General features: G+C 58.8%; 18 protein-coding genes and 1 pseudogene. 11 read left to right on the top strand and 8 right to left on the bottom strand.

Annotation, left to right across the window (positions count from 1 at the left end; all coding sequences use genetic code 11):
- Positions 1-149: 149 nt before the first annotated feature.
- Positions 150-908 (top strand): DNA-binding transcriptional repressor XynR, encoded by a 759-nt coding sequence (xynR, locus tag A4308_RS00265; RefSeq protein WP_014882318.1) that lies wholly within the window; start codon positions 150-152, stop codon positions 906-908.
- A gap of 4 nt (positions 909-912) precedes the next feature.
- Here the strand turns inward: xynR and A4308_RS00270 are convergent, their stop codons facing one another.
- The 5 genes from A4308_RS00270 to A4308_RS00290 all read right to left on the bottom strand — a co-directional run bounded on the left by A4308_RS00270 (position 913) and on the right by A4308_RS00290 (position 7,706).
- Entirely contained in the window at positions 913-2,523 is a 1,611-nt protein-coding gene (locus tag A4308_RS00270; protein WP_063308437.1) for a glycoside hydrolase family 43 protein, read from the bottom strand.
- Positions 2,524-2,534: 11 nt separating this feature from the next.
- On the bottom strand, positions 2,535-3,917 hold the full coding sequence (locus tag A4308_RS00275; protein ID WP_014882316.1) for an MFS transporter: 1,383 nt from the start codon (positions 3,915-3,917) through the stop codon (positions 2,535-2,537).
- A gap of 224 nt (positions 3,918-4,141) precedes the next feature.
- Positions 4,142-6,109 carry a xylonate dehydratase YagF gene (gene yagF, locus A4308_RS00280; RefSeq protein WP_032637620.1) on the bottom strand — a complete coding sequence of 656 codons (1,968 nt, stop codon included), beginning with the start codon at positions 6,107-6,109 and terminating at the stop codon, positions 4,142-4,144.
- A gap of 14 nt (positions 6,110-6,123) precedes the next feature.
- Positions 6,124-7,032 (bottom strand): 2-keto-3-deoxygluconate aldolase, encoded by a 909-nt coding sequence (gene yagE / locus A4308_RS00285; protein WP_014882314.1) that lies wholly within the window; start codon positions 7,030-7,032, stop codon positions 6,124-6,126.
- A 221-nt stretch (positions 7,033-7,253) separates the two neighbouring features.
- Complete coding sequence (locus A4308_RS00290; protein ID WP_023336704.1) at positions 7,254-7,706, bottom strand: YhcH/YjgK/YiaL family protein; 453 nt, start codon at positions 7,704-7,706, stop codon at positions 7,254-7,256.
- 675 nt (positions 7,707-8,381) lie between these two features.
- On the opposite strand from A4308_RS00290, the gene arcA reads away from it, so the two are divergent.
- The 5 genes from arcA to A4308_RS00315 all read left to right on the top strand — a co-directional run bounded on the left by arcA (position 8,382) and on the right by A4308_RS00315 (position 13,566).
- Positions 8,382-9,602, top strand: a complete 1,221-nt coding sequence (arcA, locus tag A4308_RS00295; RefSeq protein ID WP_014882312.1) for an arginine deiminase — start codon at positions 8,382-8,384, stop codon at positions 9,600-9,602.
- 10 nt (positions 9,603-9,612) lie between these two features.
- Positions 9,613-10,524 carry a carbamate kinase gene (gene arcC / locus A4308_RS00300; protein ID WP_023331903.1) on the top strand — a complete coding sequence of 304 codons (912 nt, stop codon included), beginning with the start codon at positions 9,613-9,615 and terminating at the stop codon, positions 10,522-10,524.
- Positions 10,525-10,550: 26 nt separating this feature from the next.
- Positions 10,551-11,555, top strand: coding sequence for an ornithine carbamoyltransferase (gene argF / locus A4308_RS00305; RefSeq protein WP_023310201.1), 1,005 nt, complete (start codon positions 10,551-10,553; stop codon positions 11,553-11,555).
- 47 nt (positions 11,556-11,602) lie between these two features.
- Positions 11,603-13,006 (top strand): YfcC family protein, encoded by a 1,404-nt coding sequence (locus A4308_RS00310; protein WP_045134401.1) that lies wholly within the window; start codon positions 11,603-11,605, stop codon positions 13,004-13,006.
- An 80-nt stretch (positions 13,007-13,086) separates the two neighbouring features.
- Positions 13,087-13,566, top strand: a complete 480-nt coding sequence (locus tag A4308_RS00315) for an arginine repressor (RefSeq protein ID WP_014882308.1) — start codon at positions 13,087-13,089, stop codon at positions 13,564-13,566.
- A gap of 3 nt (positions 13,567-13,569) precedes the next feature.
- On the opposite strand, the pseudogene A4308_RS22365 reads toward A4308_RS00315, so the two are convergent.
- A pseudogene (locus A4308_RS22365) lies at positions 13,570-13,687 on the bottom strand (hypothetical protein).
- On the opposite strand from A4308_RS22365, the gene A4308_RS21510 reads away from it, so the two are divergent.
- The 5 genes from A4308_RS21510 to gbpA all read left to right on the top strand — a co-directional run bounded on the left by A4308_RS21510 (position 13,667) and on the right by gbpA (position 17,258).
- Positions 13,667-13,771, top strand: a complete 105-nt coding sequence (locus tag A4308_RS21510; RefSeq protein WP_022646880.1) for a pyrBI operon leader peptide — start codon at positions 13,667-13,669, stop codon at positions 13,769-13,771. The pseudogene A4308_RS22365 and the gene A4308_RS21510 sit on opposite strands and share 21 nt — an antisense overlap.
- 34 nt (positions 13,772-13,805) lie before the next feature.
- Positions 13,806-14,738: an aspartate carbamoyltransferase gene (pyrB, locus tag A4308_RS00320; protein ID WP_014882307.1), complete on the top strand. Its 933-nt coding sequence runs from the start codon at positions 13,806-13,808 to the stop codon at positions 14,736-14,738.
- A 12-nt stretch (positions 14,739-14,750) separates the two neighbouring features.
- Positions 14,751-15,212 (top strand): aspartate carbamoyltransferase regulatory subunit, encoded by a 462-nt coding sequence (gene pyrI / locus A4308_RS00325; protein ID WP_014882306.1) that lies wholly within the window; start codon positions 14,751-14,753, stop codon positions 15,210-15,212.
- 74 nt (positions 15,213-15,286) lie between these two features.
- Positions 15,287-15,673, top strand: coding sequence for a 2-iminobutanoate/2-iminopropanoate deaminase (ridA, locus tag A4308_RS00330; protein ID WP_014882305.1), 387 nt, complete (start codon positions 15,287-15,289; stop codon positions 15,671-15,673).
- Between the two features lie 133 nt (positions 15,674-15,806).
- Positions 15,807-17,258 (top strand): N-acetylglucosamine-binding protein GbpA, encoded by a 1,452-nt coding sequence (gene gbpA, locus A4308_RS00335; protein WP_063308438.1) that lies wholly within the window; start codon positions 15,807-15,809, stop codon positions 17,256-17,258.
- 85 nt (positions 17,259-17,343) lie between these two features.
- On the opposite strand, the gene A4308_RS00340 is transcribed toward gbpA, so the two are convergent.
- Together A4308_RS00340 and mgtA are read right to left on the bottom strand one after the other, a co-directional pair.
- The gene (locus A4308_RS00340; protein WP_063308439.1) at positions 17,344-19,728 is read right to left on the bottom strand and encodes a beta-N-acetylhexosaminidase; all 2,385 of its coding nucleotides are present in this window, start codon (positions 19,726-19,728) and stop codon (positions 17,344-17,346) included.
- A 199-nt stretch (positions 19,729-19,927) separates the two neighbouring features.
- A complete protein-coding gene (gene mgtA, locus A4308_RS00345) occupies positions 19,928-22,636 on the bottom strand; it encodes a magnesium-translocating P-type ATPase (RefSeq protein WP_063308440.1) in 2,709 nt (902 codons plus the stop codon).
- Between the last annotated feature and the right edge of the window lie 275 nt (positions 22,637-22,911).

Below are 22,911 nucleotides of genomic sequence, written 5' to 3' on the forward strand. Positions count from 1 at the left end.
TGCCGGGTGACGCTGCGCTTACCCGGCCTACAAAACCCGTAGGCCCGTGCAAGCGAAGCGCCGCCGGGCAAATCAGGCCTGCTCAATTGATTTTTCACCCCAAAAAAGGTACGTTTTCGCCTTAATTCCAGCGTGGACATGCCAGCATTATGCCGATTATTCAGTCTGTTGAACGTGCGTTGCAGATCCTCGACCTGTTCAACGAGCAGGCCACCGAGCTTAAGATCACCGACATCAGCAAACTGATGGGGCTGAGCAAAAGTACCCTCCATTCGCTGCTGAAAACTCTGCAGCTTCACGGCTATATCGATCAGAACCCGGAGAACGGTAAATATCGCCTCGGCATGAAGCTGGTCGAGCGCGGCCATTTCGTCGTGGGCTCAATGGATATTCGTCAGAAGGCAAAAGGCTGGCTGACGGATCTTTCCCGGCGGACCGGGCAGACCACCCATCTGGGGATCCTGGACGGGCGTGAAGGGGTCTATATCGAGAAGATTGAAGGCAAGCTGGCCGCCATCGCCTATTCGCGCATTGGCCGTCGCCTGCCGGTTCATGCCACCGCCATCGGCAAGGTGTTGATTGCCTGGCTGGGCGAGGCCGAGCTGAACGCCCTGCTGGAGGGCTATCAGTACACTACCTTTACCCCTTCCACTCTTGCCACCCGCGAAGCGTTGGTGGATGCGCTGAAAAAAACCCGCGAACAAGGCTACGCCCTGGACAGCGAAGAGAACGAGCAGGGCGTGCGCTGCGTGGCGGTGCCGGTGTGGAACCACGAGTCACGCGTGATTGCCGCCCTGAGCCTGTCGACGCTGACCTCGCGCGTGGACGACGCCGAGCTGGCTAATTTCCGCGAGCAGCTTCAGCAGGCCGGGCTCCAGCTCTCACGCGCGCTGGGCTACCCGGCCTGAGCCGCTATAGCGGCTCGTAGGTCAAGTAGTCGAAGTCCGCGTGGCAGCCGTCACCGCTGATGTCCTCGCAGTGCAGCCCCACAAATGCGCCGGTGAAGAAGCCGCGCCCGCCGATGTAGTCGTCCGACAGTTTCCACGCCTCATAGGTTACCGGCACGGTGTGCCACGTCTCGCCGTCGAACGAGTAGCTGTAGCGATAGACCAGCGTATCCACATCGACGCGCAGCCAGACGCTCTGCGCACTCTCCGGTACCGGAATCGGCTGCTCGTGCAGCGGCCATGACGGCACGTTGTGGTCGAGCTGGAGCACCTTTATTGTTCTCCCCTGCCCCTCCTCGTAGTCCACAAAGCAGTAGCTCCAGTTTTTACTGTTGTAGTAGCAGGTCAGCCCGGCGCTCTGCTGGAAGTGGACCGGCGAGAACTGCATCCGCGTCTCCGCCCGGAAGGTAAAGTGCTGCCAGCGGCGCGCCACGGTCGACTGGGTGAAGGTCGAGTTAAGCGAGTCGTTGCCGTAGAGCCGTAAATAGCCGGGGCGCGCGGTGAGCGAGCCGAGGGTGTCGTCGAACGGAATGCGCAGGGTCTGCAGCTCCGGGTCAAGCGAACTGGCGTCGAAATCGTCCCGCCAGCTGTTCTGAGCGGCCGAAGGCTGCTCCGCCATGTGCGGGCCGGGCACGGTCAGCTGCGCGTGTTTTCCATCTTCCACGTACGGCCAGCCGTCGCGCCACTCAATACGGGCGATGCCGGTCTCGCGCCCCAGCGGGCAGTAGCCGCGCCCGCCGGAGGCCAGCAGCGGCACGCCGGGCAGGCGCAGCGGGCGACTGGTGAGGTAGGCCATATACCATTCCCCCGTGTGGGTCTGCAGCAGCGAACCGTGGCCGCTCTTCTGCAGCGGGTTCTCCGGCAGGTGCCAGCTGGTCATCATCGTCACCTCCGGGTGCAGCTCGTAAGGCCCGTCGATCGTTTTTGAACGCAGCACCACGACGGCGTGTTCGTAGCTGGTGCCGCCTTCGGCAACCATCAGGTAGTACCATCCTGCGTGGCGATACAGGTGCGCGCCTTCGGTGTAGCAGAGCGGCGTGCCGGTAAACAGGGTCTTACGCTCCGGCGAGAGGGTGCCGGTCTGCGGATCGAACTCCTGCATCACGATGGTGTTGTGCGGGTTGCTGTGGTGGCGCGGCCCCCACGGGCGGTAAAGGTAATATTTGCGGCCATCGTCGTCGTGGAACAGGGACGGGTCGAACCCACCGTTGCCCATCGGGATCGGCTCGCTCCACGGTCCCTCAATGGACGGCGCGGTGACGAGGAAATTGCGGCCGTTTTTCCACGGCGAGTCGACAATTTTCACGTCGGTATAGAGCAGCCAGAATTTGCCGTCGGCGTAGCTCAGGCACGGCGCCCAGATGCCGCCGGAGTCCGGGTTGCCCTTCATGTCCAGCATCGACACGCGGTCCAGCGGGGTGCTGACCAGCGACCAGTTTTTCAGGTCGCGGGAGTGGTAGATGCGCACGCCCGGGAACCACTCGAAGGTCGAGGTGGCGATGTAGTAGTCCTCGCCCTGGCGGCAGAGGGACGGGTCCGGGTTGAAGCCGGTGAGTATCGGGTTAGTGATTTCCATAGTGCCTCCGGTTAATGGGATGCGGCTGTCGCGGCGTCGGGAACGGCTTCACCCTGGGCCGCGCGGTGCTTGATCAGCTGCTGGCTGATGGCCTCCACGCGGGCGTCGGTGAGTTTGTAGAACGACAGCATGATGAACATGCCCGCGTAGAGCACTACCGGCACCACGCAGAACAGAATTTTGATGGTGGTCAGCACCTCAACCGGCTGCACGCTGCTGCTGGCGGAGTAGTTGACGTACGCGAGGATCCAGCCCACTACCGCCCCGCCAATCGCCAGGCCAATCTTCAGGCTGAACAGGTAGGTGGAGAACACCAGCCCGTCGAGGCGGCGCCCGCTGCGGCTCTCCTCGTAATCCACCACGTCAGAGGCCATGAGCCACTGGAGCGGCGTGGTGGTGTTAAAGACGAACAGGAACAGAATGTTGAGGGCGAAAATCAGGGCGATATGCTCCGCCGGGGTGACGAAAATCAGCAGGCTGATCAGCGAGTAGGCGACGATGATCCACTTGAAGGCGGTGACGCGGTCAAAGCGGCCCAGCAGGCGGGAGGAGCAGAGCGAGCCGAACATGGTGGCGAGGCTGCCATAGAGTAAAAACTGGGTCGCCAGCTCCGGGTGATCCATCACGTATTTGACGAAGTAGAGGGTCGCCCCGCCGCGCACCACGTTGGAACAGGTCGCCATCATCTTAAAGGCACACATAATGCGCCACTGGCCGTTGCCGAACAGCAGCCTGAGATCTTTTGCCACCGACGAGCCCGGCTGCACCTCAAAGGTGTAACGCTCTTTGGTGGTAAAGAAGCAGACGTAGAGCAGCACCACGCCGCTCAGCCCCAGCACGCACATGGCGCCGAAATAGCCCACCTGCTCGTCCCCTTTGCCGATGATGCTCACCAGCGGCAGGGCAATGCCGCTGATGGCGAGCGAACCCGCCGCCGCCAGGAAGAAACGCCAGGATTGCAGGGCGTGACGCTCTTTCGGGTCAGCGGTGATGACGCCCGGCATGGCGCAGTACGGCACGTTAACGAAGGTGTAGACCAGGGTCAGGAGAATGTAGGTCACGCAGGCGTAGATGATTTTGCCCTGCGCCGAGAAGTCCGGCGTGTAGAAGGTCAGTACGCAGACGATGCCGAACGGGATCGCGCCCCACAGCAGGAACGGGCGGAACTGGCCGTGCCGCGTGCGGGTGCGGTCAACCAGCAGCCCCATCAGCGGGTCGGTGACGGCGTCGAGCACGCGGGAGACCAAAAACAGCGTGCCCATAATGCCCGCCGACAGGCCGAAGACGTCGGTATAGAAATAGGCCAGCAGAAACATCGTGGCCTGCCAGACGAAGCCGCAGGCGGTGTCACCCAGCCCGTAGCCAATTTTGTCTTTCATGGTTAATTGCGTCATCAGATTTACACCCTTATGTCGTGTGCTGAATAACAACATCGTGTTAATGGAGTGTAATGAGCTGTTCAATTAACCAGCAATGGTCATATCTTATTTCTGAATTATGTTATTTTGCTTTTGTGACGCCAACGATATATCACAACTGATTGTTTAAATTAATAAATTACAGAAACGGGAAAGCCGTCCGCGGAATATTTTCCGCAGACGTTTTTTCCTGGAAATAATTAAATGCCGAGCGCTTTTTTACCGGCGTTAATTACCTCAATAATTTTATCGGTGTCATAAATACAGCCTTTCCAGGTGCCGCCGCTCACCGACTGCAATGCTGCCCATAGCCGCGTATCGTCCGGCAAAAAGTCGTGGGCGTGCAGGTCCGGATGCGTCTGCCGCCGTGCCAGCTCGCGCGCGCCCTCTTCCGGCGTCAGCGGGGTGTCCGCCGTGCCGATAAAGTTCACGCTGCCCGTCAGGGTCATACGATCCACGGCAATCTCAATGATGTCGTTATCGCGCAATTTGCCGATCGGCCCGCCCGCCAGCGCCTCCGGCGACACGTGCCCGAAGCAGGCGCCCGTCGACACGCCCGAGAAGCGCGCATCGGTAATCAGCGACACCGTTTTGCCCCACGAGATATGCTTCAGCGCGGAGGTGAGCTGGTAGGTCTCTTCCATGCCGGTGCCGGACGGTCCGCCGCCGATCACCACCATGATATCGCCCTGCTGAATCTCTTCCCGCTTGATGGCCTTAATCGCCTGCGCTTCTGAGACAAACACCCGCGCCCGGCCGGTGTGACGGTAAACGCCATCGTCACCGACCACCGACGGGTCGATCGCCGTGGCCTTGATCACCGATCCTTCCGGCGCAATGTTGCCCGTCGGGAAGCAGACCGTTGAGGTCAGCCCTTTCGCTTTGGCCTTCTCGGGCGGAAGGATCACGTCATCCGGATCGACGCCGTCCTGCTCGCGCAGGCACTGACGGAAGCGCGCCCGACGTTCCGAGGCCTGCCACCAGTCGAGGTTCTCGCCCACCGTCTGGCCGGTCACGGTCATGGCATCCAGATGCAGCAGGCCGAGATCGCGCAGGTGGAGCATCACCTCCGGCACGCCGCCTGCCAGGAACGCGCGCACGGTCGGATGATAGTCCGGACCGTTGGGCAGCACGCTCACCAGGCGCGGAACGTTACGGTTGATGCGCGTCCAGTGCGCGACGTCAGGAAGGGTGCAGCCCGCCGCGTGGGCGATGGCCGGTATGTGCAGCAGTAAATTGGTGGAACCGCCGAACGCCGCGTGGAGCACCATGGCGTTTTCGATGGCCTTATCGGTGAGGATATCGCGCGTGGTGATGCCGCGGTTATCCAGCTCGCTCACCGCCCGCGCCGACTGGCGGGCGATCTCGAGCCACACCGCCTGCCCGGACGGTGCCAGCGCGGAGTGAGGCAGTGCCAGACCCAGCGCTTCCGCGACCACCTGAGAAGTGCCCGCCGTGCCGAGAAACTGACACCCGCCGCCCGGCGACGCGCAGGCGCGACAGCCCAGCTCGGCGGCCTCCTGCAACGACAGCTCGTGGTTGGCAAATCGCGCGCCAATGGTCTGCACCTTGCCCGCATCTTCACCCACGGTCGGCGGCAGCGTCGCGCCGCCCGGCACCAGAATGGTCGGCAGATCGTGCATGGCGGCCAGCGCGATCATGGTCGCAGGCAGCCCTTTATCGCAGGTTGCCACGCCGATCACCGCCCGGCGCGTCGGCAGGGAGCGGATCAGACGACGAAACACGATCGCCGCGTCGTTGCGGTACGGCAGGGAGTCGAACATGCCGTGCGTGCCCTGAGAGCGCCCGTCGCACGGGTCGCTGACGAAGGCCGCGAACGGGATCCCACCGTTGCGGGTGATCTCCTTCGCTGCCGCCTGCATCTGCATGCCAATTTCCCAGTGCCCGGTGTGGTAGCCCAGCGCAACCGGGCGTCCGTCCCCGGCGCGGATGCCGCCCTGGGTACCGATGATCAGCACCTCTTTGCCGGTCAGCCTGTTGGCGTCCCAGCCCATCCCGGCGTTTTGCGTCATGCCGAACAGGTTGCCGCTGGGGGATTCCATCAGCATTTGCGGGGTCAGCGGCAGCGCGCCCTGCGGCCCCGCCGCGTGGGTGATCACCGCATAAAACGCATCGTCCTGTGGGGTGAAAATTTTCTCGATGGTCATGGTTATCTTCCGGCTCAGCAGAGCTTGAGCTGTTGCAGCAGGGATTTCAGCTGCGCTTTGCGCGGCTCGTCCAGCGGTGAAGCGGGCGGCAGCACGTGCGTGGAGATCGGGCGACCGCAAAGTACAATCGCCTCTTTAATGACGTTCACGAACGGCGTATCCAGCTGATACAGCTGCGGGATTTGCAGCAAGGTCTGATGATACTCAGCCGCTTTCGCCACGTCCTTATCGCGCCAGGCTTTCAGAAGATTTACCGACACCTGCGGCGCAAAGTTGCCGCTCGCCGAAATCGCCCCGTCGCCGCCGAGCAGCAGGGTATTAAACAGATGATCGTCGTAGCCACACAGCACGGTGAAGTGTGGGTGGGCCGCTTTGACGGTGTGGATCATGCTGCGCAGATGGGCGACGGAGTCGATGGTGTCTTTAATGCCTACGATGTTGCTGCGCGAGTCGGCGAGGGTTTTCACCAGCGCTGGCGTGAGATCCTGCCCGGTCAGCGCCGGGAAGTTATAGAGCATCACCGGCAGCGTGACGCTGTCGGCCACCTGTTCGAAATAGCGAATCAGGTTCGCTTCCGAGACTTTCCAGTAGTAGGGGTTGATGACCACGATGCCGTCCGCGCCCGCCTGCTGCGCGTGCTGGCTCAGTTCAATGGTTTCCCGGGCGTTGGTGCCGCCGGTGCCGATCAGAACCGGCACGCGACGATCGACATGATCGATAGCAAATCGGGCAATGGTTTTACGCTCTTCGGCGTTGAGCTGGGAGAATTCGCCGCCGCTGCCGAGGAAGAACAGGCCATCAACGCCTGCGGCGATCAGATCGTCGATCAGCGCGGCGGTGCCCTGCTTATCGAGCTGGCCATCGGCGGTAAAAATGGTGGAGACAGGGGGAATGATTCCCGTAAACAACACTGGCTGCGGCATGAGATCTCCTTGCTGAATCATTTTGTTCTACATTATAGAACATCGTTCATTAATTTAACGATCATACTATGACGCAGAAAAAGCGCAGGTAAATGGGAGATGAGGAGGGAGTGCGGGAAATTTAAGCTGGATCACAGATTAAAGGGTGCGGTCTGTTGCCCTCACCCTAACCCTCTCCCACAGGGAGAGGGGACTTTTACTCCCTGCCGGGGTTAATGGAGTTATTCAATCAGCATTTTCACCACGACTTTTCGCACCTTAGCAGGCGCCCCCACCGCGCACAGCGGCTTATGGACTTCGCCAGGCCAGAACACCACAAAATCCCCTTCGCTTAGCACCACGGTTTTCTCCTGCTCGCCTTCCGGCAGGAACGCGATGTCTTTGTCCGCCAGCCAGTCGGTATCCGGCGTACCGTGCGGCAGGGTGCTGAAAGTCATCCCTTCCTGACCCTTCATCACGATCTGGATGTCCAGATAGCGCGCATGAAACTCGGCGCGGCGTTCAGCAAACGGCTGAGTCATGTCTTCCGAGACCAGATAAAAGAGAGTGTTGCCATCGATATCATGCTTGCCGGGCGGCGTGGCGTCGGTGACGTGCCGCTTTATATAGTCAATGGCCTGGCGCAGTTCGTCAGGCAGCCAGGGCTGGAGATGGTGGATGTTGCCGATGATCATGAGAAAACCCTCAATGTAAAACAACGTTTCATTTTTGTCTTTTATACGAGAGTTCGCGCTGCCATACCAGCCCTTTTTCTGTGACCTTTGCGCGAGCGCATGTTTATCGGGAAAGGTGTTAATTCACTGTTAATCACACACAGGCAATTATGCAGCGGTTATGCATAACCTCATTTCGCGCGCGCGATAGCGCCAACATAACTTCCTGAATCGAAAGCGTAAATCACAAAACCTGCTGCCGTATCACATTTTATCACTTTAATAATTTCCTTTATAAACTCATAATTATTTATGGATTTTCCTTAAGTCAAAAATAGTTAACTGCCATTATTGCATAGCTATTCCCGCCACCAGATTTTAACCATTAAAATCAATGATATAACTAATTATTTCGAAACATTAAATTCTACAAAATAATAACAAATACAAATATTGCCACCGAATGCTGCTTAGCTATTCACGTGCCAATAATATGAAATTAATCATTATCTGATGCGAATCATGCAAATGAAAACAAACACCTTAATATCCATTTTCGCGTGAACTACATCACAATAATGATTATTTAACCGCCTAGTATGAACCACGAAATCAATTGAGCTTAGCCGCCATGAAATTAAACACATCACATGGCGCATGCCCTTTTTATTCTGAAAAACAGTTAAAGGAATAATTATGGAAAAGCATTACGTCGGTTCTGAAATTGGTCAATTGCGTAGCGTTATGCTGCACCGCCCAAATTTAAGTCTGAAACGTTTAACGCCATCGAATTGTCAGGAACTGCTTTTCGATGATGTGCTCTCGGTTGAACGGGCGGGCGAAGAGCATGATATCTTCGCAAACACGCTGCGCGAGCAGGGTGTGGAAGTCCTGCTGTTGACCGACCTCCTGACACAAACGCTTGATATTACTGAAGCGAAAGCCTGGCTGCTGGAGACGCAAATCTCGGACTATCGCCTCGGACCTACCTTTGCGGGCGACGTGCGCGGCTGGCTGGCGGACATGCCGCACCGTGAACTGGCGCGCAGATTAAGCGGCGGATTAACCTACGGCGAAATTCCGGCAGCCATCAAAAATATGGTGGTAGATACCCACACGGCCAATGACTTTATTATGAAGCCGCTGCCGAACCATTTATTTACCCGCGACACTTCCTGCTGGATTTATAACGGCGTGTCCATTAACCCGATGGCTAAACCCGCCCGTCAGCGTGAAACCAATAACCTTCGGGCAATATATCGCTGGCATCCGGCATTTGCCGACGGCGATTTTATTAAGTATTTCGGCGACGAAAATATTAATTACGACCACGCTACCCTGGAAGGCGGCGACGTATTAGTGATTGGTCGCGGGGCGGTATTGATCGGCATGTCCGAACGCACGACGCCGCAGGGCGTGGAGTTCCTCGCCAACAGCCTGTTCAAACACCGCCAGGCCGAGCGCGTGATCGCCGTTGAGCTGCCAAAACATCGCTCCTGCATGCACCTCGACACCGTGATGACCCACATCGACGTGGACACTTTCTCCGTCTACCCGGAAGTGGTGCGCAAAGACGCCCAGTGCTGGACGCTCACCCCGGACGGGCGCGGCGGCCTGCAACGTACCCAGGAAACCGACCTGCTGCACGCCATCGAGAAAGCGCTCGGCATTAACCAGGTGCGCCTGATCACCACCGGCGGCGACGCCTTTGAAGCCGAACGTGAACAGTGGAACGACGCCAACAACGTTCTGACCATCCGTCCCGGCGTGGTGATTGGCTACGAGCGCAACGTCTGGACTAACGAGAAGTACGACAAAGCCGGCATCACCGTGCTGCCCATCCCGGGCGATGAGCTGGGCCGCGGCCGCGGCGGCGCACGCTGCATGAGCTGCCCACTGGAACGCGACGGAATTTAAAGGAGCCATCATGGAACGAAAACCCACTCTGGTTGTGGCCCTTGGCGGCAACGCGCTGCTAAAGCGCGGCGAGCCGCTGGAAGCAGAGATCCAGCGCCAGAACATTGAGCAGGCCGCCCGCACCATCGCCGGGCTCACGGCGCAGTGGCGCGTGGTGCTGGTTCACGGCAACGGTCCACAGGTCGGGCTGCTGGCGCTGCAGAACAGCGCCTACGACAAAGTGACCCCTTACCCACTGGACGTTCTTGGTGCCGAAAGCCAGGGGATGATCGGCTACATGCTCCAGCAGGCGCTGAAAAACAACCTGCCGCAGCGTGAGGTGAGCGTCCTGCTTACGCAAGTGGAAGTGGACGCCGCCGACCCGGCGTTCAGCAACCCGACCAAATACATCGGCCCGGTGTACAGCGAAGCCCAGGCAAAAACGCTGGCCGCTGAAAAAGGCTGGGTGTTTAAGGCCGACGGCAGCTACTTCCGTCGCGTGGTGCCGTCACCGCAGCCGAAACGCATCGTCGAGAGCGACGCCATCACGGCGCTGATCCAGCGCGACCACCTGGTGATCTGCAACGGCGGCGGCGGCGTGCCGGTGGTGGAAAACGCCAACGGCTATCACGGCATTGAGGCGGTGATCGACAAAGACCTCTCCGCCGCCCTGCTGGCGCGCCAGATTGAGGCCGACGCCCTGCTGATCCTCACCGATGCCGACGCGGTGTACCTCGACTGGGGAAAACCGACCCAGCGCCCGCTGGCGCAGGTGACGCCAGAACTGCTCAGAGGCATGCAGTTTGACGCCGGATCGATGGGGCCGAAAGTGGCCGCCTGCCGCGAGTTTGTTGAAGCCTGCAACGGCATTGCCGGAATCGGCGCGCTGGCCGATGGGGCAGAGATTCTGGCGGGCGAGAAAGGCACGTTGATTCGTAACTGAACATACATTTAAAAAGGATTTCCCATATGACCATCAACCTGAAAAACCGCAACTTCCTGAAACTGCTGGACTACACCCCGGCGGAGATCCAGTACCTGATCGACCTCGCCATCGAGCTGAAAGCGGCCAAAAAAGCCGGACGCGAAAAGCAAACCCTGGTCGGCAAAAACATCGCCCTGATCTTTGAAAAAACCTCCACCCGCACCCGCTGCGCCTTCGAAGTGGGCGCGTTTGACCAGGGTGCGCAGGTGACCTACCTCGGCCCAAGCGGATCGCAGATCGGCCATAAAGAGTCGATGAAAGACACCGCCCGCGTGTTGGGGCGTATGTATGACGGTATCGAATACCGCGGCTACGGCCAGGCGATTGTTGAAGAGCTGGGTGAATACGCGGGCGTACCGGTGTGGAACGGCCTGACCGACGAATTCCATCCGACGCAGATCCTCGCCGATCTGATGACCATGCTGGAGCACGCGCCGGGCAAAACCCTGCCGGAGCTAAGCTTTGCTTATCTCGGCGACGCACGCAACAACATGGGCAACTCCCTGATGGTCGGCGCGGCCAAAATGGGGATGGACATCCGCCTGGTGGCACCGAAATCCTTCTGGCCGGAAGCGGGTCTGGTTGAGCAGTGCCGTGCCATCGCGAAAGAAACGGGCGCGCGCATCACCCTGACCGACGACGTGGAAGAAGGCGTGCGCGGGACGGATTTCCTCTACACCGACGTGTGGGTCTCCATGGGCGAGCCGAAAGAGGCGTGGGCCGAACGCGTCAGCCTGATGAAGCCGTATCAAATTAACGCGGACGTCATGAAAGCCACCGGCAACCCGAACGTCAAGTTCATGCACTGCCTGCCGGCGTTTCACAACGAGCACACCAAAGTGGGCCGCGAAATCGAAATGGCCTATGGCCTGAAAGGGCTGGAGGTGACGGAAGAGGTCTTCGAATCCCCGAACTCTATCGTCTTTGATGAAGCAGAAAACCGCATGCATACCATTAAAGCGGTCATGGTGGCGACACTCGGCGACTAATCACCGCCCGGCGCGCCGCGGGGTGCGCCGGGTTTCAGGAGAACATCATGGGCAAGTTCAAATTTCCCTCCGCATACACCATTCTCTTTTTTCTGATTGCCGTCGTTGCCGTCCTGACGTGGATTGTTCCGGCCGGGCAGTATCACATGGCCATGAACGAGGCGCTCGGCAAGGACGTGCCGGTTGCCGGAACCTATGCGCACGTAGCGGCCCATCCGCAGGGACTGGTTTCCGTGCTGATGGCCCCGATTGCCGGGTTGTACGATCCCGAGTCCGGCCAGGCCGGGGCGATCGACGTTGCGCTGTTTATACTGATCATCGGGGGATTCCTTGGGATCGTCACCAAAACCGGGGCCATTGACGCCGGGATCGAACGCGTCACCACCCGGTTGCGCGGTCGCGAAGAGTGGATGATCCCGATCCTGATGGCGCTGTTTGCCGCAGGCGGCACCATTTACGGCATGGCCGAAGAGTCCCTGCCGTTCTATACCCTGCTGGTTCCGGTGATGCTGGCCGCACGTTTCGACCCGGTGGTAGCCGCCTCCACCGTGCTGCTCGGCGCCGGGATCGGCACGCTTGGCTCCACCATTAACCCGTTCGCGACGGTGATCGCCGCCAACGCCGCCGGGATCCCCTTCACCAACGGTATCGCCCTGCGCGTGGCGCTGCTGGTCATCGGGTGGATCATCTGTGTGGCGTGGGTGATGCGCTATGCCCGTAAAGTGCGCAAGGATCCCTCTCTCTCCATCGTGGCGGACAAACAGGAGGAGAACCTCGCCCACTTCCTCGGCAACAAGGGCGAACAGTCGCTGGAATTCACCCCGGTGCGCAAAATCATCCTGGTGATTTTCGCCCTTGCCTTCGCGGTCATGATCTACGGCGTGGCGGTGCTCGGCTGGTGGATGGCGGAGATCTCAGCGGTGTTTCTCGCCAGTGCAATAATCGTCGGCCTGATCGCCCGCATGAGCGAAGAGGAACTGACCTCAACCTTTATCAACGGCGCGCGAGATTTGCTGGGCGTCGCGCTGATTATCGGTATCGCGCGCGGTATCGTAGTGATCATGGATAAGGGCATGATTACCCACACCATTTTGCACAGCGCCGAGGGAATGGTTACCGGCTTATCGACGGTGGCGTTCATCAACGTGATGTACTGGCTGGAGGTGGTGCTGTCGTTTCTTGTGCCTTCTTCGTCCGGCCTGGCCGTTCTGACGATGCCGATCATGGCGCCTCTTGCCGATTTCGCTAACGTCAACCGCGACCTGGTGGTTACGGCTTACCAGTCGGCGTCCGGTATCGTTAACCTGATCACTCCCACCTCTGCCGTCGTAATGGGCGGGCTGGCTATCGCCCGCGTGCCTTACGTGCGCTATCTGAAATGGGTCGCGCCGCTGCTGGGGATTTTAACGGTGGTGATTATGGTGGCGTTAAGTCTGGGGGCGTTGTTGTAATTTGCCGGATGGCGCTGCGCTTATCCGGCCTGTGGATCGGTGCGGTGTCACCGGTTATTTCGGGAACTGATATGGGAACTATGATGGATTACGAAGAGTACTCTCCCAAAGAGCAACTACAGCTAACGGTCTGCCAGCGTCTGATCGCGGAAAAGGGCTATCTCTCTCAGGAGGAGATCCGCCGCGACTTACAGGAGCGGGGTTTTGAGACCATCAGCCAGTCCACCGTTTCACGTCTGCTCAAGTTGCTCGGTGTCATAAAAATTCGAAATGCCAAAGGGCTAAAGATTTATTCGCTGAATCCCCAGCTGCGCCCGGCTCCTGATGCCGCGCGCACCGTGTCCGAAATGGTGGTGAGCGTTGAGCACAATAGCGAATTTATCCTTATCCATACCGTTGCCGGATATGGCCGCGCGGTGGCGCGTATCCTGGATTATCACCAGTTACCGGAAATTTTAGGCGTGGTGGCCGGAAGCAGTATCGTCTGGGTCGCCCCTCGGGTGGTGAAGCGCACCGCGCTGGTGCATAAGCAAATTAATTATTTACTCAGAACGCATTAATATTCATAAAGAACCGTTTGCATTGAGTAAAGCGTGCATTAAATCGCTTGATCCGCAAAGCGAGCTGCGTATAATGCCCGACAATTTGCCGGGAGGAAGCATGGTCAAGCGTGTACGACATAACGTCTTACCGCGTCTGAAATCAGACGCTGGCCTGCCGTTTTTCTTCCCGTTGCTTAATCTATTCCCAGAGCCCCTCATTTGAGGGGCTTTTTTTTGCCCGGCGTCAGGAGATAAACATGAATCCGCTTTATCAAAAACACATCATTTCCATAAACGACCTCAGCCGCGAAGAGCTGGAACTGGTTCTGGAAACCGCGGCAAAACTGAAGGCCAATCCGCAACCGGAGCTGCTGAAGCACAAGGTGATTGCGAGCTGCTTCTTTGAAGCCTCAACCCGCACCCGCCTCTCCTTTGAGACCTCCATGCACCGCCTGGGCGCGAGCGTGGTGGGCTTCTCAGACAGCAGCAACACGTCGCTGGGTAAAAAAGGCGAGACCCTGGCGGATACCATTTCAGTGATCAGCACCTACGTAGACGCGATTGTGATGCGCCACCCGCAGGAGGGCGCGGCGCGCCTGGCGACCGAGTTTTCCGGCGGCATCCCGGTACTGAACGCCGGGGACGGTGCCAACCAGCATCCGACGCAGACCCTGCTGGATCTGTTCACCATTCAGGAGACGCAGGGCACGCTGGAGAACCTGAACATCGCCATGGTCGGCGACCTGAAATATGGCCGCACCGTCCACTCCCTGACCCAGGCGCTGGCGAAATTTAACGGCAACCGCTTCTTCTTCATCGCCCCAGACGCGCTGGCGATGCCGCAGTACATTCTCGATATGCTGGACGAAAAAGGCATTGCGTGGAGCCTGCACGCCAGCATCGAAGAGGTGATGAGCCACGTGGATATTCTCTACATGACCCGCGTGCAGAAAGAGCGTCTGGATCCTTCCGAGTACGCCAACGTGAAGGCGCAGTTTGTGCTGCGCGCCAGCGACCTCGACGGCGCGCGCGACAACATGAAGGTGCTGCACCCGCTGCCGCGCATCGATGAGATCACCACAGACGTGGATAAAACGCCGCACGCCTGGTATTTCCAGCAGGCCGGGAACGGTATCTTCGCCCGCCAGGCGTTACTGGCACTGGTTCTGAATCGCGATTTAGCTCTGTAAGGGGAGACGACCATGACACACGATAACAAACTCCAGGTTGAAGCCATCAAACGTGGCACCGTGATTGACCACATCCCTGCGCAGGTGGGCTTTAAGCTGCTGACGCTGTTCAAACTGACCGAGACCGATCAGCGCATCACCATTGGCCTGAACCTGCCGTCGGGCGAGATGGGCCGCAAGGACTTGATCAAAATCGAGAATACCTTCCTGACCGACGAGCAGGTCAACCAGCTGTCGCTGTACGCACCGGATGCCACCGTCAACCGCATCGACGAGTATGAAGTGGTCGGCAAATCCCATCCTGGCCTGCCGGATCGCATCGAGAGCGTGCTGGTCTGTCCGAACAGCAACTGCATCAGTCATGCTGAGCCGGTTTCATCCAGTTTTGCAGTGAAAAAACGCGCTGATGACATCGCACTCAAATGTAAATACTGCGAAAAAGAGTTTTCTCATTATGTGGTGCTGGCCAACTAATTGAGGTTGGTAAAGGATCCCGGCCTCCCTATAATGGCCGGGAACATTTAATCAGCTGTTATTCTGGAGAAATCATGACCAAAGTACTCGCGACGGAAAATGCACCCGCGGCTATCGGCCCGTACGTTCAGGGCGTTGATCTGGGCAGCATGATCATCACCTCGGGCCAGATCCCGGTGAACCCAAAAACCGGTGAAGTGCCAGCCGACGTAGCGGCACAGGCGCGTCAGTCGCTGGAAAACGTGCAGGCTATCGTTGAATCTGCCGGTCTGAAAGTGGGCGACATCGTGAAAACGACCGTGTTCGTGAAAGATCTGAACGATTTCGCGACCGTTAACGCCACTTACGAAGCATTCTTTACCGAACACAATGCGACCTTCCCGGCGCGCTCCTGCGTTGAAGTGGCGCGTCTGCCAAAAGACGTGAAAATTGAAATCGAAGCGATCGCCGTGCGCCGCTAATCAATTTCAGGCAAACCAGGGCAGCTTCGGCTGCCTTTTTTATTTGGCTATTTTTACCTTCGTAATACGATGACGACGCGGTCCGGGAATAAATACACTCGCACACCTTTATACATTCCCGCTTCGGACAAAAATGAAAATCTCCAGAATTGCGTTGGCTATGGCCACTCTTACGGTAGCCTCTTCTGCGCTGGCACATGGCTATATCGAATCCCCTGCCAGCCGCGCTTATATGTGTAAACAGGGACAAAATATTGACTGCGGTCTGGTGGAATATGAACCCCAGAGCGTAGAACGTGCCTCCGGTTTCCCGTCAGGGAGCCTGCCGCCGGATGGCGAACTCGCCAGCGCCGGGATTGCCAACTACTCGCAGCTTGATAAGCAAAGCCAGAATGCCTGGACCAAAACGCCGATGACCGCCGGGGTACATCAGTTTGTCTGGCACCACACCGCGCCGCACAAAACCACCAACTGGCGCTATTACATCACCAAACAAAACTGGAACCCGAATAAGCCGCTGACCCGCGACCAGTTCGACTTAACGCCGTTTTGTACGGTAAACGGCAACGGCCAGGCGCCCGCAATGACCCAGTCGATGAACTGTAACGTGCCGGAACGTACCGGTTATCAGGTGATTTACGGCGTGTGGGAAATTGCCGATACGCCCAACAGTTTCTATCAGGCCATCGACGTGGACTTCGGTAACGGCGGCAACGTCACGCCGGATGAAACCCCGGTCGCCGCCTCCGTGTGGAGCAAAACGCTGAGCGGCCAGGTTGCGGGTAACAACCTCAACGTGGGCGATAAAGTAATTGCTCGCTTCTTCGATGCCAACGGCGAAATCGCCTCCATGGCGACCGAGCTGACTATCGCCTCGGCTCAACAGGGAGATGCCAACCAGTGGGCCTACGATCTGGCGCAAAAAATTAACAGCGCTCATCACGACGTGCGCGTCGGCGTGAAGGATGAAAGCGGAGACGTTAGCCCGGTTCACGGCGCAAACAGCGTCTTCGTAAAAGAAGACAGTACGCTAAAGTCAGTGGCTATCTCTTATGAAGAGCAAAAAGCGGTGGTTAATGAATCCATTGCCGTGACTGACCTGCATTACAGCAAAGTGACTCACGGTGCCGCGACGGTGACATTCCACGTCAATACGCAGGGTGACGTGAACCTTGAAGCACACGTATTGAACCATCCCGGAGCGGAAAAAGGTTATCTGAAGCAGGATATGAATAACAGCAACCAGGATGTGACCATGAACCTGACAAACGTCACGCCAGGGCACCACATGCTGAAATACTACGCTACCAATAAAGCCGGCACCCTGTTCGCGCAGGACGTGCTGGATATGATGCTCGAAGGTGAAGCAACCTCCGGCGATACCGGTAAATCTGATTTTATCTTCCCGGATAACCTTGCCTCTTATAAGGCGGGCACCGTGGTGTTGCAGCCCAAAGACGGTAAGACCTACGAGTGCAAGCCGTTCCCGTACAGTGGGTACTGCAAGCAGTACAGTTCGACCTCTACCCAGTTCGAGCCCGGCGTGGGTTCAGACTGGAAAGAGGCGTGGATGTTGAAGAACTGAGTTGCCTTTACGCCCGGCGGCACTTCGTTTGCCGGGCCTACACGTCACGTAGGCCCGGTAAGCGTAGCGCCACCGGGCGCTTATGTTACTGGTTTCGCGTCGCCCTGAGCAGCGTCTCCAGCGGATACACCGCAGCAATCACCACTTCGTCCTGCACCTTCGCCGCGTTATCCAGCTCGCGTTGAATCGAGGCGATCTCTTTGTCATCCAGCGTGCCCTGTCGCGCCACCAGATCCGTCAGCCTCAGGCCAATTGCGGCAAGCTTATCCACCTCCAGGATCACCGGTTTAATCGCCTTCAGCTGATAGCTGTTTTCGCTCAGCGCCAGCGCGTCGCTGGTGTTGCTCTGCCAGCGATTAAAGACGTGGCGCAGCGCGTCGGCGCTTTCCGTGTCTTCCGCATCGCTCACCAGACGGTCCGCCCATTTGTTCATCTGACGCACGGTGATGCTTTCCGCATTCAGCGCATCCGCGAGGCGGTTAAGCGGCTCAAACTGGTGATAGTTTCCCGCCTGGAACTTGAGGTGCTGACGGGTGTAATACTGGGCCGGTTCAAGCGCCTGCGCGAGGATTTGCAGCGGCAACGTGTCGGCATTATTCGCGAGCCGCGTGAATTGCACCTGCTGCTGGGTATGCTGCTGCAGGCCAACCGACACCGTCGTCCAGCTGTCCATCGCCTGCAGGCGGGTATACATGTTGTCGACATCATTGACGTCCTGCGCGGACCATAATCGCTCCGCCACCGCAAACGTCCGCGGCCACAGGCGGATATCCAGCACCGGCGCGACCACGTTTTCCGCCCACAGCGCGGCTTCTCCGCCGAGCAAATTAGCCTGATTCGCCACGTCCGGCACTACCGGTGGGATCCCTTTCGGCACCTCGTCCAGACGGGTACCGCTAATCGGATAGCGGGTATTGCCCACCAGGAAGTAACCGGTGAGCTTGTCGTTATCGACGGAGACGACCGGGCGCGTTTCACCCATCCAGGTGTCAACGGTAAACGTCACCTGATTGTCGTCGCGCCATGCAATATCCTGCACCGCACGGCGGGATTTCCCGGCAAAATCAATAAAACCGCGCCAGCCGGCGTCCCCTTTCACCAGGGTAAAACTCCCCTCGACCGGCTTGCCTTTCAGACGCGGCATGGAGAAGGCCCAGCTCTGGGCGCTGTCGGTGTCTGCTATCACGTCCACGCCATTCAGCCCCTGGGGAACGATTTCATTGCGGTAGTGATAGGCGGTGGACTGGGGTTGATCGAGGTAGAAACCGGTCGAAAGAATGCCCTTGTAGCCGGTTTGCGCCACCTTACCCAGCGCGTCCTGCCCCTGCCAGGACTGGATCAGAATGCTTTTCGGTAAGTCAGGGTGATAGATCTCATCCCAGCCGACCATCTGCCGATGATGTTTCTCGAGGATCGTCTCCAGCTTGCGGTTGAAATAGGCCTGCAGCGCGTGGCTGTCCGCCAGTGTGTTGTCGCGCATGAACGTCTGGATCGCGGCGTTCGCTTTCCACTGGCTGTCGTCCACCTCATCCCCGCCGATGTGCAGATACGGATCCGGGAAGATCGCCGCCAGTTCGCTGACCATCGCGTCAGCAAAGGCGTATGTGGCCTCTTTGGTCGGATCAAGCACCGGCTTCAGCACGCCCCAGTTGCGCTCCATTTTGTAGGGCCCCGGCGCGCTCATCAGCTCCGGGTAGGCCACAGCAATCGCCGAGGCGTGGCCCGGCATGTCGATCTCCGGCACCACGCGGATGCCGCGCTCGGTGGCATAGCGAACAATCTCGCGCATCTGCTCAGGGGTATAGAACAGCCCGTCGCTGGCAAGCTGCGTCAGCTTCGGGTAACGCCTCGAGCTGAAGCGCCAGCCCTGATCGTCGGTTAAGTGCCAGTGCAGGACGTTAAGCTTTGCGGCCGCCATGCCGTCAATCTGGCGTTTGATATCCACGATGGGAATGAAATGGCGCGCCGAGTCGAGCAGCAGCCCGCGCCACGGGAAGCGCGGCGCGTCTTCAATGGTCACCCACGGCAGCGACGTGTTTTCCGCGCCGTTTTGCACCAGCTGGAGCAGCGTTTCCATCGCCCGCAGCGCGCCGAAGCGGGTGTTGGCGGAGATGTTCACACCGTTGGCATCCACCGTGAGCTTATAGCTTTCATCGCTGTCCGGCAGCGGCTGTGGCTTCACCTTTTTGGCGATGGCGATGCGAATGGTCGGTTTGTCCGGTTGCTCAGCCTGCGGCTGTAGCGTCCAGCCGGTTTGCAGGGCGATACGCTGACGCAGGCGGTTGACCGCGTCGCCGAGATCGTCGCCGCTGACGGTCACGGAAAGTTGGCTGGTGAGCACCAGTGCGCCCTGCGTGGTCGGGCGTTCCACCTTCTCAGGCCAGGGCATTAACGGGAGATCCCCTGCCGGGGCGGCAAAGGCAGAGGCGCCGAGCAGCAGCCCGGCGGTTAAGAGACTGTACCGTAACATGAATGTTCCTTATCTGACGGGCCAAATAAAGGCAAAACATTCTGTTAACATGCGTACAAATTGTCGTCAAGCGAATGCGCCGACGGCGATCACAGGTTGTTGAATTTGGGAAGAAAGCTATTGCCCGGTGGCGCTGCGCTTACCGGGCCTACGTGACGGGAGTAGGCCGGGTAAGGCGAAGCCGCCACCCGGCAAAAAATCACTGCCATCCATACCGACGCGCATAAAACCCTTTCACCATCTGCGTCAGCACCATGTAGCCCGCGAGGATCGCCACCAGCCACGGGAAGTAGCTCAGCGGAAGCGCCTGAAGCTGCAGGTAACTTGCCAGCGGCGAGAACGGCAGCGCGATGCCGAGCGCCATCACAATGCCCGTCATCACAATCAGCGGCCATGCGGCACGGCTCTGGATGAACGGAATGCGGCGCGTGCGGATCATATGCACAATCAGCGTTTGCGACAGCAGACCCACCACGAACCAGCCGGACTGGAACAACGTCTGATGTTCCGGCGTGTTGGCATGGAACACAAACCACATCAGGCAGAAGGTCAGGATATCGAAGATGGAGCTGATCGGCCCAAAAAACAGCATAAAGCGCCCCAGATCGGACGGGTTCCAGCGCTGCGGCTTCTGGATCTGCTCGTCGTCGACGTTATCAAACGGGATCGCCACCTGGGACACGTCGTACATCAGGTTCTGGATCAGCAGGTGCAACGGCAGCATCGGCAGGAACGGCAGAAACGCGCTGGCCACCAGGACGCTGAACACGTTACCGAAGTTGGAGCTGGCGGTCATTTTGATGTACTTGAGCATGTTGGCGAAGGTGCGACGCCCTTCGATAACGCCCTCCTCCAGCACCATCAGGCTTTTTTCCAGCAGGATAATATCCGCCGCTTCGCGGGCGATATCCACCGCGCCGTCCACGGAGATGCCAATATCCGCGGCACGCAGGGCAGGCGCATCGTTGATGCCGTCGCCCATAAAGCCCACAACGTGCCCTTCACGACGCAGCAGGGTAACAATGCGCTCTTTGTGCATCGGTGTCAGGCGGGCAAACAGCGTGGTGTGCTGCGCCAGTTTCGCCAGCTCGTCGTCGGACAGGTGCTCAATGTCGCTGCCCACGACCACATCGCCCGCATCCAGCCCTACTTCGTGACACACTTTCGCGGCCACCAGCTCGCTGTCGCCGGTGAGGATTTTAACGGTGATACCGCTCGCCTTCAGCGCTTTGAGCGCAGGCGCGGTGGTCTCTTTCGGCGGATCGAGGAATGCGATGTAACCCTCGAGGATCAAATCGGATTCGTCGATACGCTGATAGTCCCCCTCGCGCGCGGGCAGAAACTTGCTGGCTACCGCCACCACGCGCAGCCCCTGACGATTCAGGTTGTCGGTAACGCGCTTGATGCGGCGCAGCATGGTGTCGTCCAGCGGTACGATCTCACCGTTATGGCGCACCTGCGTCGACACATTCAGGATCTCCTGCAGCGCGCCTTTGCAGATCAGCTGGTGCACGTCCGGCTGCTCGCTCACCACCACCGACATGCGGCGGCGTTCAAAGTCGAACGGGATCTCATCCACCTTCTGCCAGCGACCGGAGAGCGTGCGGGCGGCTTCCTCATCGACCCCTTCCAGCACCGCCACGTCGAGCAGGTTCTTCAGCCCGGTCTGGTAATGGCTGTTCAGCCACGCGCTGTGCAGCACGCGTTCGCTGGTTTTACCGGCGATATCGGTGTGGTTCTCCAGCACGATTTTATCCTGCGTCAGGGTGCCGGTTTTGTCGGTGCAGAGAATGTCCATCGCGCCAAAGTTCTGGATAGCGTCGAGGTGCTTGACGATCACTTTCTGTTTCGAGAGCTTCACCGCCCCACGCGCCAGCGTGGAGGTGACAATCATCGGCAGCATTTCCGGCGTTAAGCCAACGGCCACGGAGAGGGCAAACAGCGCCGCCTCCCACCAGTCGCCCTTGGTGTAGCCGTTGATCAACAGCACAATCGGCGTCATCACCATCATAAAGCGGATCAGCAGCATGCTGACGCGGCCAATCCCTTTCTGGAAGGCATTCGGCTCGCTCTCCTGCTCGCTGACGCGTCCGGCAAGCTGACCAAACCAGGTGTTGCCCCCGGTCGCGGTGACAATCGCCTGCGCCGTACCGCTGACGACCGTGGTTCCCATAAAGCACAGGGTGTCGCACTCAAGCGGGTTCATCTGCTGCGGATCACGGCTGCGCGCCACCTTTTCAACGGGCAGGGATTCCCCGGTCAGGGAGGCCTGGGCGACAAACAGATCCCGCGCCTGAATGATGCGTAAATCCGCCGGGATCATGTCCCCCGCGGCCAGCTTCACCAGGTCACCCGGCACCAGCTGGTCAATGGACAGCTCCACCCAGGCGTTTTCGCCGAGGTCGTTAATCACGCGCGAGACGGTCGCGGTGTTGCTGACCATCGCTTTCAGGGCGTCCGCCGCTTTGGTGGAGCGGGCTTCCTGAATAAAGTTCAGCAGCGTGGAAATCCCCACCATCAGGGCAATCACCCCTGCGGCAAAGAGATCTTCCGTCGCGTAGGAGATGATGCCGAGCACGGTCAGCAGCAGGTTGAAGGGGTTGCGGTAGCAGAGCCACAGGTGCACCCACCACGGAGACGGTTTTTGCGCCGGAATTTGGTTATCGCCGTGCACGGCGCGGATTTTGTCCACTTCCGTCGCGTTCAGCCCTTCCGGGTGGCCGCCAAAGGCGCGCCAGACTTCGTTCTCATCCATTGCCGCCACGTTCAGGCAGCGTTCGGTCAGGGAAGCGGGAATCGCTGCACCCGCGATGTTTTTTGCATTGGGCAGCGGGTCGCGCTGAATAAGACGATGTGGCAGGTGGCGGCTCAGCAGGGCCTGCAGCTGCCGGGTGATATTTTTAAACATAGTCATTCCTCCGCATCCGCAACGGCGGACGCAGCATTCCCTTCAGGCGTGGCAAAGCCGTACCTGTCAGGCACTCAATTTTTCAAGCAGGAACGTTTGGGACGTTGCTGCCTCACATCACCGGTGAGACAGCAAAAGCTGGCTTACCGGAAAGAACGTGTTCTCCCGTTCAGGAGAGGTGTGGGATCGGGATCCATGGAGCCTCCGGTAAGTAAAAACAGGGTGTCGCCGCGCAGTATAAGGATTTAAGCGTACCCTTTGTGACGATTCGGGCG

It is taken from the genome of Enterobacter sp. ODB01, assembly GCF_001623605.1.
GTDB lineage: Bacteria > Pseudomonadota > Gammaproteobacteria > Enterobacterales > Enterobacteriaceae > Enterobacter > Enterobacter kobei.